This is a genomic window from Vibrio sp. 10N.261.51.F12 (assembly GCF_041471725.1).
In the GTDB taxonomy this organism is placed as follows: domain Bacteria; phylum Pseudomonadota; class Gammaproteobacteria; order Enterobacterales; family Vibrionaceae; genus Vibrio.
The window spans coordinates 191,591-206,711 of sequence record NZ_JBFROV010000005.1 but is presented as its reverse complement, the minus strand read 5'-3'; the positions used below and the strand labels follow the sequence as shown (position 1 = coordinate 206,711).

Below are 15,121 nucleotides of genomic sequence, written 5' to 3'. Positions count from 1 at the left end.
ACTCTAACTGGATATGCAGTAATTAGTTTTCTTTATCAAAAAATACTCGAACAAAACCAAAATCAGGATCAGACTCTTTACGAGAAATAGACCATCCATTTTTGAGGTAAAAGTTCATCGCTTGAGTGTTGGTTTCAAAGGTTTCAAGTGTTGGCTTAAAGTTGTCATTATGGATTTTATTCTCAGCAAACGACAACAACCTTTCACCGATACCCTTTCGTTGCTGTTCTGGCGATACCATCATGATATGAACTAAGTCATCAATAACCACAACATATCCCATGACAACCTCGCTATCGTCTACAGCTACAAAGGTATTGCTAATGTGCTTGTCAACTTCATCGTCGCTAGCACCACTAGATAAATAGCCGTTGACCATTTCTTCACCCATAAAACCTGTGTAACACACGCTAATTACATGCTTGGATAGCTCTTTCAGAGAGTGAGTGTCACTCAAATTTGCCTGTCTAATTTTCATTTTTTATGACCTGTTAGTAACAATAAGGCTAATCTACCCTTTGTGGTTTTGGGAAAATTGAACAAATGCGACAAGATCAATTATTGAAGTCACCAAACAGATCAATAGAAAGATGTTTTTCGATTAAATATCGTTTAGGAGTAACGCCAATCGCTTTCTTTAATTGACGTATAAGATGGGGCTGGTCGCTAAAACCAAATCTATAGGCAAGGTCGCTCCAATCGATGCTCTCGGCTTGCTCTTGGTAGATGGCCCATATAAGGCGATCCATTCTTACCATTTGTTCATATTGTTTGAGCGATAAGCCTGTCACTAATGAAAACTGCCGCTCAAGTGTTCGTCTAGACATTGGCAACAAGTCGAGGCTTTTTCCTTCGTTGATGTGTAAACGAGCCTTACGAACATTTTCCCATACTCGCTTGTCGCTAGCTGGAGGGAGAGAGAGTAACTGTGACTCTACAACTTGAGCTGCTATTTTCGGACAATTGATATCAATTTCATCTGACCATCTAAAGCAAGAAGGTAAAGATTGAATGATCTTCTGGCTAGACTTCTCTGCTTGCACCAATCCTAAGCCAAATGCGCCATCAGGAAAAAACTTCACGCCTAGCAGTTGGCGTGGGTAAACATCATCAACATACAGCGCCTCAGTGTAAGCAGACAACCAATGCCCACCTTGAATATCTAGTTTAACCCCGTTCTTTCGGTAAACATGCTTGTCTACCGAGGGAGAGAGAATGGCGTTAGCAGAAGGATTGGGAAGCAACAAAGCCGACTGTTGACTCGGCTCTGTGACGTGCAATCCCCAGATATACTCAACATATTGGGCGAGAAGATTTGATGTAGGCTTAAGTTTCCATGTATTCATTCATCAATAATACTATGAATACAACTAAGGTGAAGCAAACGATGTTCAAAAGATTAAACTCCTTTAGTTAACGCACAATGGGGCAGAAATGAGTTTCTAAAAATCGAATATGAGCGATTCATAGATAACTATAGGTATGGCAAGTCCAAGTCGCTTGGCTTAGTGACCAGTATTGCTTGTGCCGATCTCGACTCAGTAAACCCTTTTCTGATTCAGAAAAGCTCGGCAAGAAGACGCTGCTAAACTAGCGTAAAACAGCGTCAACTCTTGGAAAGTCGCGTTTGAAGGCCCGTTGCCGAAGAAGTATATTCAATCCTATACATTGTTATTAAGAGCGAAAACATTGTCTTCACTCTAATAAGTACTCAAAGATTTATAACGCTAACGTCTTTCTCTTCGATGCCATTCAGTTATCGTTGTTATTGAAGACAAACAGGAAATCGCGCGGCCTATTGGTGAGGTTCAATTTTTATTACTTGTGGCATCGAGTAATCATTGTCTAATACTGCTTGGGTTGGCTCGTACAAGCGAATATGGAGATAGAAATCATCTTCTGGGGCAGGCAACCAATTACACTGATCGTCAGCAGGGCGTTGATGCTGGATACAAATCGGTAAGGTGCCATCACTTGCAAATTTTAATTCACTTTTACGATTGGTGGACAGTGAGTATCGATTGATTTCATTTTCAACCATGAACAGATCTCTAGCGTCGTACAGGGTCAGAGACCAAAATGCATTCGCTGGGGTATCAGCCGGCATAACCATTTTGTAGTGATGTTCACCAGACAGCTGCTTACCACTGGAGTCTGTATAGCGATTTGGGTAAATAGCGCGTTCAGGGACATTCAGACCCGCAGCTCTCATGTTAATGCTTGCGCGACTTAAATAGTCGTGGCCATAGCGTCCTCCTTCAAACATCATAGACCAACCATTATTGGTGGTGCCTAGGCTGCGTCCTGCAAACTGAATTATGGCAGACGATGATTCCAGAGCGCGCAGCAGACCTTTCTTCTGAGCTTCAGTTAATGCGTTGGCGTTAAAAGGAGTGTCTCCCCCAATGCCTATCATCTGAAACTGTTCTACAATGGCCGCATCTTCCGGTAGAGGGTTTTTGCGCAACTCTTTATCGATTAAAGCATACCATTCCAAGCCTTTCGGTTTGGCCATTGGTGGAATGCCACCTGAAGATTCACCGAGTGTGATTGACTGATGAGATTGCCCTAGCTCACTTAACGGGTAGCTAAGAAAGTAATCATGGATGGCAAGAGCGTCATTTAGGTCACTCTCACCCGCAACCCCGGTGCGATGGATAAGCCAGACATTCGGGGTTCGAGATCTCACGACTTTATCAATCCCTTTAGGGAGGGCTCCTTGCCAATCTTTAGTGACAAGCAGTACCTTTGCACCTTGGCTACCGGTATTCGCGGCGTAAAGGTCGTCGATCGATTCAGAATACGCATCCAACAGTTGAACAATGTAGTAGCGCTCATCTGTACGCGGCAACTCCAACACCATAGGACCGGTGACGTCGAGATCGTAATGGGCTTGCGAGTAAAGAGTGTCGTTGTTCACTGTGGGTACAATGCGAGTGTAGGGGCCGGATAATGCTCGTGTTTTACCCATCAGATTCATCGGTGCCATGGCATTGTCCATTGGGATGTCCACCGAGGTTGAGGTTTCTCTTACGGCAGCAACGGTTAATGGCCCTGCACCGTAAATGAAGGCTTGTACGCCAAGTTGGTAGGCGAGTTCTTCTTCGGCAGACACCGAGTCTGAGACGGTTGCGTTGGCTGTAAATGACAGTAGGACACTTAGCCAAAACAGTGTTTTTTTCATGGGGCGTTCCTTAAAGAAAGACGGTCTAATGTCTTACGAGGCTATCAAAGGAACGACCACGCTAATATCGAAGGCTGGCTATAAAGTTTATTAAAAATATTAATAGCATTTCTCTGTCATTTGAAACTTGGGATTGGGACTTGAGCCTTTAGAAAGATAAGAATAGAGAAATTTATTACTCTATTCACGATTGGCTTCAATAATGGCTTTGGATTCTTGAAACAGCCATTCCGTAAACGGATCCATTCGATTCCGCTGGTGGCTAAACAATGAAAACGGTCGAAACTGAGCCTCTTGAGTCAGTGATTTAGGCAAGGGTTCAAAGCGAAAATCTTCCGATAAATTTAGAGCCGTATTTTTGGGCACAATACCCAAATAATCACTCTGTTTTACAATTCCTAACATCACCCCAAGGTCGCTGGTTCGAATATTAATATGCTTGTTAATGTTAAGCGCTTTTATGAGCTTTTCACTTCTTGAAAACTCGGTTTCACCTTGGATTAAGTTGATACAAATTGGGTAATGTATATAGTCCTCAACAGTATTGCCTGAGACAGGGTGCTTGGCACGCATAACCAATACAAACTCATCTTCACCGATGTCTTTTTGCATAAGATATTTACTGGTTTCCATAGGGAGATAATTAAAGCCCCAGCAGTTTGCTTTAAGCTCCAAATCCCTCAGTGCATCAAATCCCCACTGGTAGCAGTTCACGGTAACTTCTGGCGCAAGAAGGCTTATTTTACTGACCATAGGAATGGCCAACGTATTCATAAGAGGGGGCGAGAAAATCAGTGATATCTCTCCCGTCAGATTGTCTATTTGCCACTCGCTACGATTCACATACAGTGCATCCAGTTCTTCCAGCATCATAGGCAACTGCACTAACAGTTCGTTGCATCTTGTTGTGGGCTCAAACAGGTTCTTATTGCGCACAAAAAGTGGGTCTTGAAACTGCTCTCTGAGCTTTTGCAGCATCACGCTGATGGTTGGTTGACTCACGCGTAATCTTTTGGCTGCGCGTATGGTCTGTTTTTCTTCACTGAGTACCACCAGTAAGCGCAATAAGTTTAAATCTCTATTCATAATCATTGTTCTCTTTCATTTTCTGCGTGAGACCGTCTTCTTGGTTATTGCCAGCAGGGTGCAGAGTTATCGCACACTAGTATACGCTCAATAATTAACGCTGTATTAAAAATATTAATAGTTGCTATAGGCTCATTTTTAGCGGTTTTGGGTACTATTTGGCTATTCAATTAACAGAGAATTGCCATGAAATCACCGAAGAAGACATTCATGAAAAGTGCGATCGCGTTGTCTGTCGCCGCTTCCTCTACATTGCTTGCGACCAGCGCAATGGCTAAGAGCCCAAACATTGTCGCCATTATGTTAGACGATGTTGCTCCTATGGATATTTCAGCCTATCACCGCGGACTTGGTGCGATCAAAACGCCTAATATCGACCGAATTGCTAATGAAGGGTTGATGATCAGTGATTATTACGCGCAAAGCAGTTCTACTGCAGGCCGAGCGGCCTTCATCACTGGCCAATACCCGTTTAGAACAGGACTGACATCCGTTGGGCAACCTGGTTCAAAGCTGGGTTTGAAAAAAGAAACGCCAACGCTGGCAGAGCTACTTAAGCAAAAGGGCTATGCGACCGTTCACGTGGGTAAGTCACATCTAGGCGATAATAATAACCATCTTCCGACGGTGCATGGCTTTGATGAGTATTACGGATTCTTATACCACCTCAATGTAATGGAAATGCCTGAGCAGCCTGAATTTCCAAACGACCCTAACTTTGTTGGTGACCCTCGAAACGTCATCCACTCAACGGCGACGACAACCTTTGATGAGAATGTTGATCCAAGATTTGGTGTGGTAGGGAAGCAGAAGATCACCGATAAAGGTGCGCTAGGAAAAGAGCGCATGAAGCAAATCGATCAAGAGTTCTTGAATTTTGCGCTTAACTGGCTCGATTCTCATCAAGCGAGCCAAGATGAACAACCCTATTTTATGTGGTTCAACCCTTCACGTATGCACACCATTACGCATGTGAGCGAGGAATATCAAGGTTCGAGTCAAACCAACACTTATTATGACGCCATGAAAGAGGTGGATGCTCAGATTGGTGTTCTTCTGGACAAATTAGAAGCGATGGGAGAGCTCGAAGATACCATCATCATGTTTACTTCAGACAACGGGGTGAACACCGATCACTGGCCCGATGCTGGCGCCGCGTCTTTTCGAGGGCAAAAAGGCACCACCTGGGATGGGGGCTTTCGAGTACCTATGCTTGTCAGCTGGCCTGGTAAACTACCAAAAGGTGAGTACGTTGACGGTTTAATGTCTGCTGAAGATTGGGTGCCAACCTTAATGGCGGCTGCTGGAGAGCCAAATATCAAGCAGCAACTGCTTGAAGGTAAAGAGATTGAAGGCGTAAATCGCGTCGCGCATATCGATGGTTACAATCAACTCGACATGCTGGCTAACGGTAAAGAAAGTCAGCGAGAAGAGTTTTTCTTCTACAACGAGGGTGATCTTAATGCGGTTCGAGTTAATCAGTGGAAGGTCCATCTAAAAACCAAATCCACTTGGACAGAGCCTGCCAAAGCATGGCCTTTTGGTGTCCTAGTGGACATAAAAGCTGACCCTTACGAACGCTCGCCGGATACTCATGGTTGGTATCACTGGATGAAGCAAAAGTCTTGGGTGTTGCCTTACTTCTATCAGGCGATTGGTGAATACCAGCAATCGTTAGTGGAATACCCTCCCGTCCAAACAGGAACGGGTGTGGGTATGGGTAACGACACCATTAACTGATGAAGTCGGCGCAATCACAACGCTTATGTACAAGGTGATTGCGTCTCTTCAACGTCCCTTTTCCCTACTTTGTTTGCCGATCTGAAGGCGCATTGGCCTGTTGCACATTAACCAGAGAATACGATGCAAGAACTACCCTATAGCTTAACCATAAAACCCGTTGGGGCAACGTGTAACCTCGATTGCAGCTATTGCTACTATTTATCCAATGAGGATTGCCGTCCCTCCGAAATGCCTAGTGAAATGGTCGATGTCGTCGTAAAAAATCACATCGAGTCTCAACCGAAAAAAAACACGAGCGTCGATTTTATCTGGCACGGTGGAGAGCCGATGCTGCGTGGAAGGGCGTTCTATCAGCACGCCTTTGAACAGCAACAACGGTGGGCAGGCGACAAAACAATTGTTAACACCATCCAGACCAACGGTACGTTAATCAATCGGCAGTGGGCGCTGTTTTTTCGAGATCATAATGTGATGGTAGGGGTCAGCATTGATGGGCCTAACTTGCTCAATGATATGGCTCGCATCGACAAGACTGGACAGTCGAGCTTTGAGCGCACAATGGCCGGCATATCGCGTCTCAAAGAATATGATATTGAGTTTAATACTCTCACCGTGATCAACCGCCGAACCTATCAGCATGGTCAGAAAATCTATCATTTTCTTAAACAAGCAGGCAGTCGATATCTTCAATTCCAACCTTGTTTGGATCATGAACTTGATCGCCGCTCTAGCGTTGATTGGTCGCTGACAGGGGATCAGTGGGGGCAATTTCTTTGCGATGTGTTTGATGAGTGGTGCAAAGACGATATTGGAAAGGTCTATGTGCAGTTTTTTGAAAACTGTCTGATGATTTTAATGGGACAACCCAGCCAAATGTGCCATCACAGTGCTCAATGTGGGCAGCAATTAATGATGGAAGCCAACGCAGACGTCTATAGCTGTGACCATTATGGCTATAGAAAGCACCGAATTGGGGATGGATTCGATACGCCTTTGCAATTTCTAGTGACGGATAAACAGCAAAGAGAGTTTGCTGAGCAAAAACAAGCGACACTAAGCACACACTGTCACGAGTGCGACTTTTTGCAATTATGCCAAGGTGGATGCCCTAAGTATCGCATTGAGAAAGTAACGGATGAAAAGGGGGAGAACGAACAGCAACACAATGTACTTTGTGCCGGATATCAGCATTTTTTCCGTTATGCACTGCCAAGAATGCTCAAAATGGTGGATGCAATGAACAGTGGGTATCCACCGCAATACTATTCTCTTGTGTAAAAAATGCCCTTGTGTAGAAAAGACCCTGGTGTAAGTCATGCGCTTTTGCAAACTAGTTGTTTTTACAAACCAGTTAATTTTGCAAAGCCTGCGTTGGCGCAAGTCCACCGATTTTTCTATCTCCTTTAACTCAACCTGACAATGATTACCTTATGACACCACTGGTGAATTCAATGATTTCAAGACTATTAGTAGCGTTACTTATTAGCGTCGTCAGTTGCCACGCCTCCTTTGCAAGCCAGCAACGTTCGCTGACAAAACCGGTCGAAATGGCAACCGATGCGCAGTCGCAACAAGATAACCAGCAGCTGGCCCAGCTTGCCTATGAATACGCGTACAGCATCGATGAGGCGTACAAGTATTTTTATGACACCGTCGTTGTTGCTGACTACCCATTAAATCAGTTTCAAAACATTCGAACTTTGGCGGATGACACATATACCGCGCACCCGTCCATTAACAACGACACCTTGCACCTTATGGGCTGGATGGATGTGGGGGCTGAACCGGTTATCGTGACCATTCCTGACCATGATGAAGGGCGCTACTGGTTATTTCATACCATGAACATGCAACACTTTACCGATTCGGCTTTTGGCTCACCGGATAGAGGCTCCAAAGGAGGCATGTTTATGTATGCATTGGAAGGATGGCAAGGGGTCGTTCCTGCCAGTGTCGATGAGGTCATTTACGTCGAACACCCTTTAGTCAAAATGATGGGGCGTATTATGGATTTAGGCGGAGAGGACTCGAAAACTGCGCAATCATTGATGGATCATTGGAACATCAGAACGTTGTCCGCTTTTTTAGGTCAAAAAGGCCCCGAGCCTATTGCCAGACATTACCCTGACCCAGATCAATCTCATTGGGTAGAGAGAACGAACTTTATTCTCTCTGAAGGGTCTATGCGACAACACGATTCAATGCTTCTGAGCTTTTTCGGTCTGGTTAAATTAGGTGACAATCCGACAAACGAATGGACAGAGTCCGAATTAGATTGGATTGCTCTAGCGCAGAAAAATGGTACTGAACGCATTGTAAATGCAGGGTTTGACGATTCCAGAGATGTGTTGGGTACACGTCAACAAATGACGCAGGTTCCGAGCTTCCAACACGCCTACGGAACGTTAATGGGGCAATGGGGTTTACCTGCTCAGCACACCATGTACGGAGGAGACTTCTTTGATTCTGACGGTGACGCACTTGATGGCAGTAAGTACGACTACACGGTGACATTTACCGCCCCCGAGATTAATTCAGGTGGTTTCTGGTCTTATACTGCGTACAGTGCAGCCAGTAGGCTTATGGAAAACAACGCACTTAATCGCCACTCTCGAGGGGACCGGACATTACAGCAAAATCCCGATGGCACATACACAATAACCATGAGTTCGAACGTTGAAGGGCAAGAAAATAATCCCAATTTCCTGCCTATACCCAATCATAAGTGGTATTCGATTCTGAGAATGTATACCCCAGGACAAACTGTGGTAAATGACGAATGGAAGTCTACGCCATTTAACAAAGTACGAAAATAAAGGATATGGATTGGCAAGGACGCTAGAACCCTGTTGCTGACACTATTGAGACCAGTTACTTTTACTTGGTCGAGGATTTTCATAAGTACAAGACAATTTATGATGCGATGTGGGATACCACTTGAAGTAGGGCAATGTGAACCTAATGCGCTCATTAATGATCGCAACGATGATCGCAGAGGCATTACCGCTTTGAGTTCTTTGCAAAGTAATGATAGTGACATTTGCCGTCATATGGAGAATTTTCTGGCTGCATTGAAAAGCCTTGAACCTGATCAGTATTATCACCCGCAAGATGAACTGCAGCTTACAATTTTGTCGATCATCAGTTGCATCTCAAAGACCGGAAAAACTGCCATACCTTTCAATCCATGGAGGGTTTTCTAAGTTACGTTCTTCTAGAAATGAGCCTCTCTATTTTTATATTAAAGTGAAGCTACGCGCTTTATCTCGTCCAGCACATCGGCGTTGGCTATCGCGCCCATGTTCTCAACTGGCTTACCATTGACCACCTGTTTAACCGCAAGCTCCACGAGTTTGCCTGAGCGTGTTTTTGGAATGTCGCTGATAGCAAATATTTGGCTTGGAACGTGCCTCGGCGAGCATGAGGATTTGAGTTTGCTCTTGATGGTTGCCAGCAATTCGTCACTCAAAGTCATGTATTGCTGCAATTGAACAAACAGCCATATCTGTTCATTGCGGTCGATATTTTTCCCGACTGCGATGGAGTCAACGATGCCCTCGATGGTATTCACTTGCTGGTAGATCTCGGCGGTACCAATTCTGACGCCGCCAGGATTGAGCGTGGTGTCGCCTCGTCCATAGAACCGGTAGCCACCATGGATAGTTTGTTCAACTTCGTCACCGTGATGCCATACATTGTCGAACTTGTCCCAGTAAGTGCTGTGGTAGCGCTCACCAGTGTCATTCCAAAAGCCTGCAGGGAAGTTGGGAAGGGAATTGGTGCACACCAATTCACCTCGTCGCTGCGTGAGACTTTGTCCTTCTGAATTAAATACTCGTACATCAATTCCCAGCCCCGCGAATTGGCACTCGCCGCGATAAACAGGGGAGATAGGGTTACCCAATACAAAGCAGCCACAAATATCTGTGCCGCCAGAAATGGACGCTAAATGCAGGTCTTGCTTGATGTGCTTGTAGACGTAATCGAACTGCTCAGGGTAGAGCACCGAACCTGTCGAGCAGAGGGTTCTTAAGTGAGGAAGGGAGTGGCTCTTAGCGGGAGAAAGCGGCGCTTTTTCAATCGTTTCTAAGTATTTAGCTGAGGTGCCAAACAGCGACACATTGGCACGTTGCGCTAAATCCCAAAGTACATCGGGCTGCGGATAAACTGGGCTGCCATCAAATATCACCAAACAAGCGCCACTGGCGAGCGCAGAGACGTGCCAGTTCCACATCATCCAACCACAAGTGGTGTAGTAGAAAACGCGATCGCTTGGTTTAATATCGCAATGAAGTTGATGCTCTTTCAGATGGTTGATGATGGTGCCACCCACCGAGTGCACAATGCATTTCGGTTTGCCCGTTGTGCCAGAAGAATACAGAACAAACAATGGGCAATTGAAATCTACACGCGTAAAGCGCAAAGGTTGCGGCTGATAATGATTAATGATGGTTTGCCAGCTTTGGCTCAATACATCAGGCTCAACGCTGTTTTTTTGAAAGTGACCGCTCTGATTTAAATAGCCGATGGAACACACCTGCTTTAGCTCGTTTAAGTGTTCGCTGATGTCGTGATTTTTGTCCGTCATATCGAACGCCTTGCCATTGAAGGTGTAGCCATCGCAGGTGAACAGTACCTTGGGTTTTACTTGGCCAAATCGTTCAATCACACTCTCTACACCAAAGTCAGGCGAAGTCGATGTCCAAATCGCGCCTAAGCTGGTGGTGGCTAGCATTGCGACGATGGTTTGCGGCAGGTAAGGGGTGTAGGCTGCGACCACATCGCCTTGTTGCACGCCGCAAGCAATGAGCCATTGTTGAACACCGGATATTTCCTCACATAGCGTTTGCCAAGTGTAGGTCTGTTGATCACCGCGTTCATTCTCAAACCAAATTGCGAGCTCGTTTGGCAATGTATTCGCACTATGCAGCAAGTTTTCTGCATAATTGACTTGCGCGTCAGGGAACCAAATGGCATCACGCTCAGATTTTGCTTGCTGCCAACGGCTGTTGCCTTGTTTTAATACGCTGTCTCCTTGCGAACCCACCATGCCACAAAACTGCCATACGTGTTGCCAAAATAACTCGGGCTGATCCACCGACCATTGGTGGAGGTCGGCGTAGCAGGTTAGCTCCCTATCGAGACCCAAGCTTGGTGGCTTCGATTCTGGTAGAACGAGGCTATCTATAAATCGGGTTACGTTGGCTTGTGTGATACGTTGTTTGCTGGGTCGCCAAATTGGCTTATTGCTCTGGTGCATTCCTTTGCCTTTAACAAAAGGTTAACGTTTTCAGTCTGGTATTCAGGTTTTACAAAGTCAAAAGATCAGCAAAATAAGCACCTGACAGAATTGTGTAAACAAAATGTTACAGAAAGGCTGGTTTCGATAAATGGTACAAATTGGCGCTTAGTAAGAGTGGAGGTAGGCTTAAAGGGAGACATTCGTTAGGAGGTGGATAATGACACGATATCATTCTAAGCCCGTGAGCCAAGAGGGGTGGGTTGAGTGGAGCCTCGAAGACGACGCCATTTGGCACGACTTAGTGAAAAGGCAATTGAACGTAGTCAACGATCGCGCTTGCGATGCGTATTTGCATGGTTTGACCCTGCTTGATCTACCCTCAGACAGGGTTCCTCAGCTCCCTGAGATAAACAAGGTGCTAAAGGAAACTACGGGCTGGCAGGTGCAGCCTGTTGCGGCATTGATCGATTTTGACCATTTCTTTGATTTACTCGCCAACAAGCGATTTCCTGTTGCGACTTTTCTTAGAACACGAGATGAGTTCGATTATTTACAAGAACCTGATTTCTTCCATGAAATTTTTGGCCACTGTGCCATGTTGACCAATACCGATTTCGCTGCTTTTACGGAGCATTATGGAAAACTAGGACAGGTGGCAACACCCAAGCAGCGCGCTTATCTTGCTCGTTTGTATTGGTTTACGGTTGAGTTCGGCTTAGTCCGAGAGGGGCAGAAACTGAAAATCTATGGGGGTGGCATTCTTTCGTCTCCAGCAGAAACGCTTTATGCGTTAGAAGGGAACGTGGCGATCCGTGATGAGTTTGATATACACACTGTCCTAAGAACCCCTTATCGCATCGATATCATGCAGCCTAAATATTACGTCATCGAGGGACTGTCTGAACTCTTTAAAATCAGTCAGACAAACCTTTTACAGCACGTTGATCGCGCGATAGAAGCGGGATTACTACCACCACTTTATGAACCCAAGGAACCAGTACATGTTGAATGAACAAAAATGTGAAGCCTGCGGTATCGATGCCATTGCGCTTAATAAAGATGATCAACAAATTTTACTATTGGAGTTGTCTGGGTGGCAGATTATCGAAAGAGACGGTATCCCACAGCTTGAAAAAGTGTATAAGTTTAACAATTTTAAGCAGGCGTGGGCATTTAGTAATAAAGTGGCAGCGTTGGCGGAAGAAGAATTTCATCACCCTTCTATCTTATTGGAGTGGGGCCAAGTCACGGTGACATGGTGGAGCCATTCGATCAAAGGCCTGCACAAAAATGATTTCATCTGCGCCTCACGCTGCGATGTCACTGTAGCAACAAATAAAAACTAACCGTCAATCCCTTGAACAAAAGAATCTTTATCAGCACGTTGTGAGTTGATTCTTACCCTTTGGTTTTTATCTAAAGTGAGTCACACGGTTTAAAAGAGTCTCGTTTCACAAGGGAAGGCGATCCAATGTCGCTAGGATGGATAAAATGGGTGACAAAAATTGTCGCGGGAGAAGAGATAAGGATGGTGTTTAAGGCAATATATTCGTTGTATTTGAGAGTAACGAATTTGAGGTCTGCTAAATTTTATGGGTAGTCAACGGGTGTTGGACTACCCAATGATTGGACTACTGTGCGGTCTCTACGGTCTCTACATAAGCTTTCGTTCCCCATAGAGGTACCGTTGACAAGCTATGTTTAAAGCTACCCGATGTCTCTTTCGTTGAGTAAGATAAATACATAATAGTTTGGTTGTCAGCATCAAAAATACGTCGTACTTTCATGGTTTTAAATAGAATACTTTTTGATTTTCGAAAGACAATTTCTCCAGATTTAGATCTGTCTATCTGTGCTATCATTTCAGGCGTAATTTCGCCAGTTTGACGGCAAGATATTGAACTGTCACTTGGGTCTGAAAAGCTCAAGTTGGCCTCGATACTCGCGATGTGGCACGTTACACCAGGGACCTCGGGGTCCGTTAATGTGTTGAGTTTAATGTCTTTTAATGTAAACATGCCAAGTGAAACATCACCGACCTCCTTATCTCCACAACCTGTTAGGGCGAGGGCGATAGCTGGAACGATCAAGAGCTTTTTCAACATATTGGTGTAATCCTTTAATATAAGAGCTTACGTATACCATAACCACGGTCAGCAAAAAATCAAATAGGATTTACAATGAAAGACGCGGCAATTGCTCTATATAACAAAAAGAATGAATGGTTAGCGAGCCAAGTTGATGTGGAATTTCCTACCCCAGAAAGCCTAAAAGGGCGAGCGTTGTATCTTGATTCACTCACGAGTCGATATTTAGAGTCTGTTCCAAACTCAGAAATGCAGAAGGTGAATATTGAGTGGCACCTTGTCGACTTTCATCGACTTACTGTTATGTTTGCCTTAATGCAATCTAAGCAATGGGGAACCGAAGAAGGGCAAAACCTTATCGTGGAGTTCTTAACTCAAATTATTCTTGAACCTGACTATGGGTTGTATGTTGGTTTTGAGGATGGTCAGCCAACGTGCGCCGCATTATTAAGTCAAGACGATAACGTTATGCTGGTTTCTGACGTTATTAGTTCAGATACCGCGGTCGATTATGACCGAATCGCGTTGTCTTTAATACAGAGTTTAGAAAGTTCAAACTTATCTGAAGTTTGGATTGAAAAACGGTGATCGGCTTGGAAGTTTCGACTATTACTTAAATAAATGTTGTAAACCCTCGCGTAGATACCGTTTTGCGTACTCATAGTCGGTTAATATTTACGACGAATTAAGTAGTATGGACTTAGAGAGATATGACGGTAGTTAAGTGCGTTTTGTTCGATTGTGATGGCACGCTAGTCGATAGCGAAATGCTGTGTTGTGATGCACTTGTTGCCACCTTTAAAGAGGTGGGGGTTACGTTACCTTTAACGGTCGTCAGCGAAGACTTCACCGGTGGGAAGATAGCAGACGTGTTAATGTCGGCGCAGCAGGCTGCAGGTTCACGTGTGTCACTGGATATTCTCGAGCCAATTTATCGTCGAATTACCACCGAACTGTTTGAATCTAAGTTGACGCCTATCGATGGCGTCGAACTTCTATTAGACTATTTGGATAGCGAAGGCGTTGAATACTGCGTTGTGACAAACAGTCCGACACACAAAGCCATTCATATGTTAACGATTGTCGGTTTGGCAAATAGATTTAAAGGGCGAGTTATTTCTGCTTTTGATGCAAACAGCTGGAAACCTGAGCCCGATTTGTTGAGATATGCCGTAACGATGATGGGCTTTTTACCCAATGAGTGTGTCTATATCGACGATACCATTAAAGGGGTGACGATGGGGGTGGCGACGGATATTAATACGATTCATTTTGCTAAAGTATGCCATATCAAACAATCCAACGTAGTGTGCTTAACGGCAATGGATCAAGTGGTGGATTATATCAGTGATTTGAATGGGTCAGTGCATCACGCAGTTAGTTCGTAATCTAATCCTTGTCTGCACCATCATCTTTTTTATGTACATCGAGGTCCACTCTTTTGAGTACTCTTTTGTGTAAAACCCGCAATTTGCACATAAGAAGGTTTCGCCGCTATCGGACAGTAAATATTCATCGGCGTTACATTTTGGACAGCATTGGTTTAACTGGGTATCAATGGTGTTCTTTTTCATGTACTAAACCTTTTCACTTTTTTAATTGAGTGGTCTCTCATCAGCTTAAGCATAATACGGGTCACTAATTTTATGTTGAAAAATTAGCCTCTTGCATTGTACGCTGCGAGTTATATCACGGCATTGATGAGCCAATATTTAAATCACCAACATTTCAATTCAATAAACTTGCGTTAACGGTTGCTCTGTTGTAATTGCACTGTTG

Annotated in this window: 13 protein-coding genes; 7 read left to right on the top strand and 6 right to left on the bottom strand. The window is 44.6% G+C overall.

The genetic code is table 11. The annotated features are described in order from the left end of the window. Nucleotides 1-22: 22 nt before the first annotated feature. The 4 genes from AB4405_RS03505 to AB4405_RS03490 all read right to left on the bottom strand — a co-directional run bounded on the left by AB4405_RS03505 (nucleotide 23) and on the right by AB4405_RS03490 (nucleotide 4,270). Nucleotides 23-478: a GNAT family N-acetyltransferase gene (locus AB4405_RS03505; protein ID WP_372059655.1), complete on the bottom strand. Its 456-nt coding sequence runs from the start codon at nucleotides 476-478 to the stop codon at nucleotides 23-25. Between the two features lie 76 nt (nucleotides 479-554). Continuing rightward, nucleotides 555-1,346 (bottom strand): helix-turn-helix domain-containing protein, encoded by a 792-nt coding sequence (locus AB4405_RS03500; RefSeq protein ID WP_372059654.1) that lies wholly within the window; start codon nucleotides 1,344-1,346, stop codon nucleotides 555-557. 449 nt (nucleotides 1,347-1,795) lie between these two features. Beyond that, on the bottom strand, nucleotides 1,796-3,184 hold the full coding sequence (locus AB4405_RS03495) for a DUF1254 domain-containing protein (RefSeq protein WP_372059653.1): 1,389 nt from the start codon (nucleotides 3,182-3,184) through the stop codon (nucleotides 1,796-1,798). A gap of 180 nt (nucleotides 3,185-3,364) precedes the next feature. Beyond that, nucleotides 3,365-4,270, bottom strand: a complete 906-nt coding sequence (locus tag AB4405_RS03490) for a LysR family transcriptional regulator (RefSeq protein WP_372059651.1) — start codon at nucleotides 4,268-4,270, stop codon at nucleotides 3,365-3,367. Between the two features lie 210 nt (nucleotides 4,271-4,480). Between AB4405_RS03490 and AB4405_RS03485 the strand changes: the two genes are divergently transcribed. The 3 genes from AB4405_RS03485 (at nucleotide 4,481) to AB4405_RS03475 (ending at nucleotide 8,829) form a co-directional block, all read left to right on the top strand. Further along, nucleotides 4,481-6,010, top strand: coding sequence for a sulfatase-like hydrolase/transferase (locus AB4405_RS03485; protein WP_372059650.1), 1,530 nt, complete (start codon nucleotides 4,481-4,483; stop codon nucleotides 6,008-6,010). A 123-nt stretch (nucleotides 6,011-6,133) separates the two neighbouring features. Further along, nucleotides 6,134-7,291: an anaerobic sulfatase maturase gene (locus AB4405_RS03480; protein WP_372059649.1), complete on the top strand. Its 1,158-nt coding sequence runs from the start codon at nucleotides 6,134-6,136 to the stop codon at nucleotides 7,289-7,291. A gap of 269 nt (nucleotides 7,292-7,560) precedes the next feature. Next, on the top strand, nucleotides 7,561-8,829 hold the full coding sequence (locus tag AB4405_RS03475; RefSeq protein WP_372059715.1) for a DUF1254 domain-containing protein: 1,269 nt from the start codon (nucleotides 7,561-7,563) through the stop codon (nucleotides 8,827-8,829). 425 nt (nucleotides 8,830-9,254) lie between these two features. On the opposite strand, the gene AB4405_RS03470 is transcribed toward AB4405_RS03475, so the two are convergent. Further along, nucleotides 9,255-11,273, bottom strand: coding sequence for an acetoacetate--CoA ligase (locus AB4405_RS03470; protein WP_372059648.1), 2,019 nt, complete (start codon nucleotides 11,271-11,273; stop codon nucleotides 9,255-9,257). A gap of 199 nt (nucleotides 11,274-11,472) precedes the next feature. On the opposite strand from AB4405_RS03470, the gene phhA reads away from it, so the two are divergent. Together phhA and AB4405_RS03460 are read left to right on the top strand one after the other, a co-directional pair. Then, on the top strand, nucleotides 11,473-12,267 hold the full coding sequence (gene phhA, locus AB4405_RS03465) for a phenylalanine 4-monooxygenase (protein WP_372059646.1): 795 nt from the start codon (nucleotides 11,473-11,475) through the stop codon (nucleotides 12,265-12,267). Continuing rightward, complete coding sequence (locus AB4405_RS03460) at nucleotides 12,257-12,601, top strand: 4a-hydroxytetrahydrobiopterin dehydratase (protein ID WP_372059645.1); 345 nt, start codon at nucleotides 12,257-12,259, stop codon at nucleotides 12,599-12,601. The genes phhA and AB4405_RS03460 overlap by 11 nt, the downstream gene beginning before the upstream one ends. A gap of 285 nt (nucleotides 12,602-12,886) precedes the next feature. Here the strand turns inward: AB4405_RS03460 and AB4405_RS03455 are convergent, their stop codons facing one another. Continuing rightward, a complete protein-coding gene (locus tag AB4405_RS03455) occupies nucleotides 12,887-13,360 on the bottom strand; it encodes a CreA family protein (protein ID WP_372059644.1) in 474 nt (157 codons plus the stop codon). A 75-nt stretch (nucleotides 13,361-13,435) separates the two neighbouring features. Here AB4405_RS03455 and AB4405_RS03450 point away from each other — a divergent pair, with 75 nt between their 5' ends. Together AB4405_RS03450 and AB4405_RS03445 are read left to right on the top strand one after the other, a co-directional pair. After that, nucleotides 13,436-13,930, top strand: a complete 495-nt coding sequence (locus AB4405_RS03450; protein ID WP_102468542.1) for a flavodoxin — start codon at nucleotides 13,436-13,438, stop codon at nucleotides 13,928-13,930. A gap of 122 nt (nucleotides 13,931-14,052) precedes the next feature. Continuing rightward, on the top strand, nucleotides 14,053-14,730 hold the full coding sequence (locus AB4405_RS03445) for an HAD-IA family hydrolase (RefSeq protein ID WP_372059643.1): 678 nt from the start codon (nucleotides 14,053-14,055) through the stop codon (nucleotides 14,728-14,730). Nucleotides 14,731-15,121: the final 391 nt, after the last annotated feature.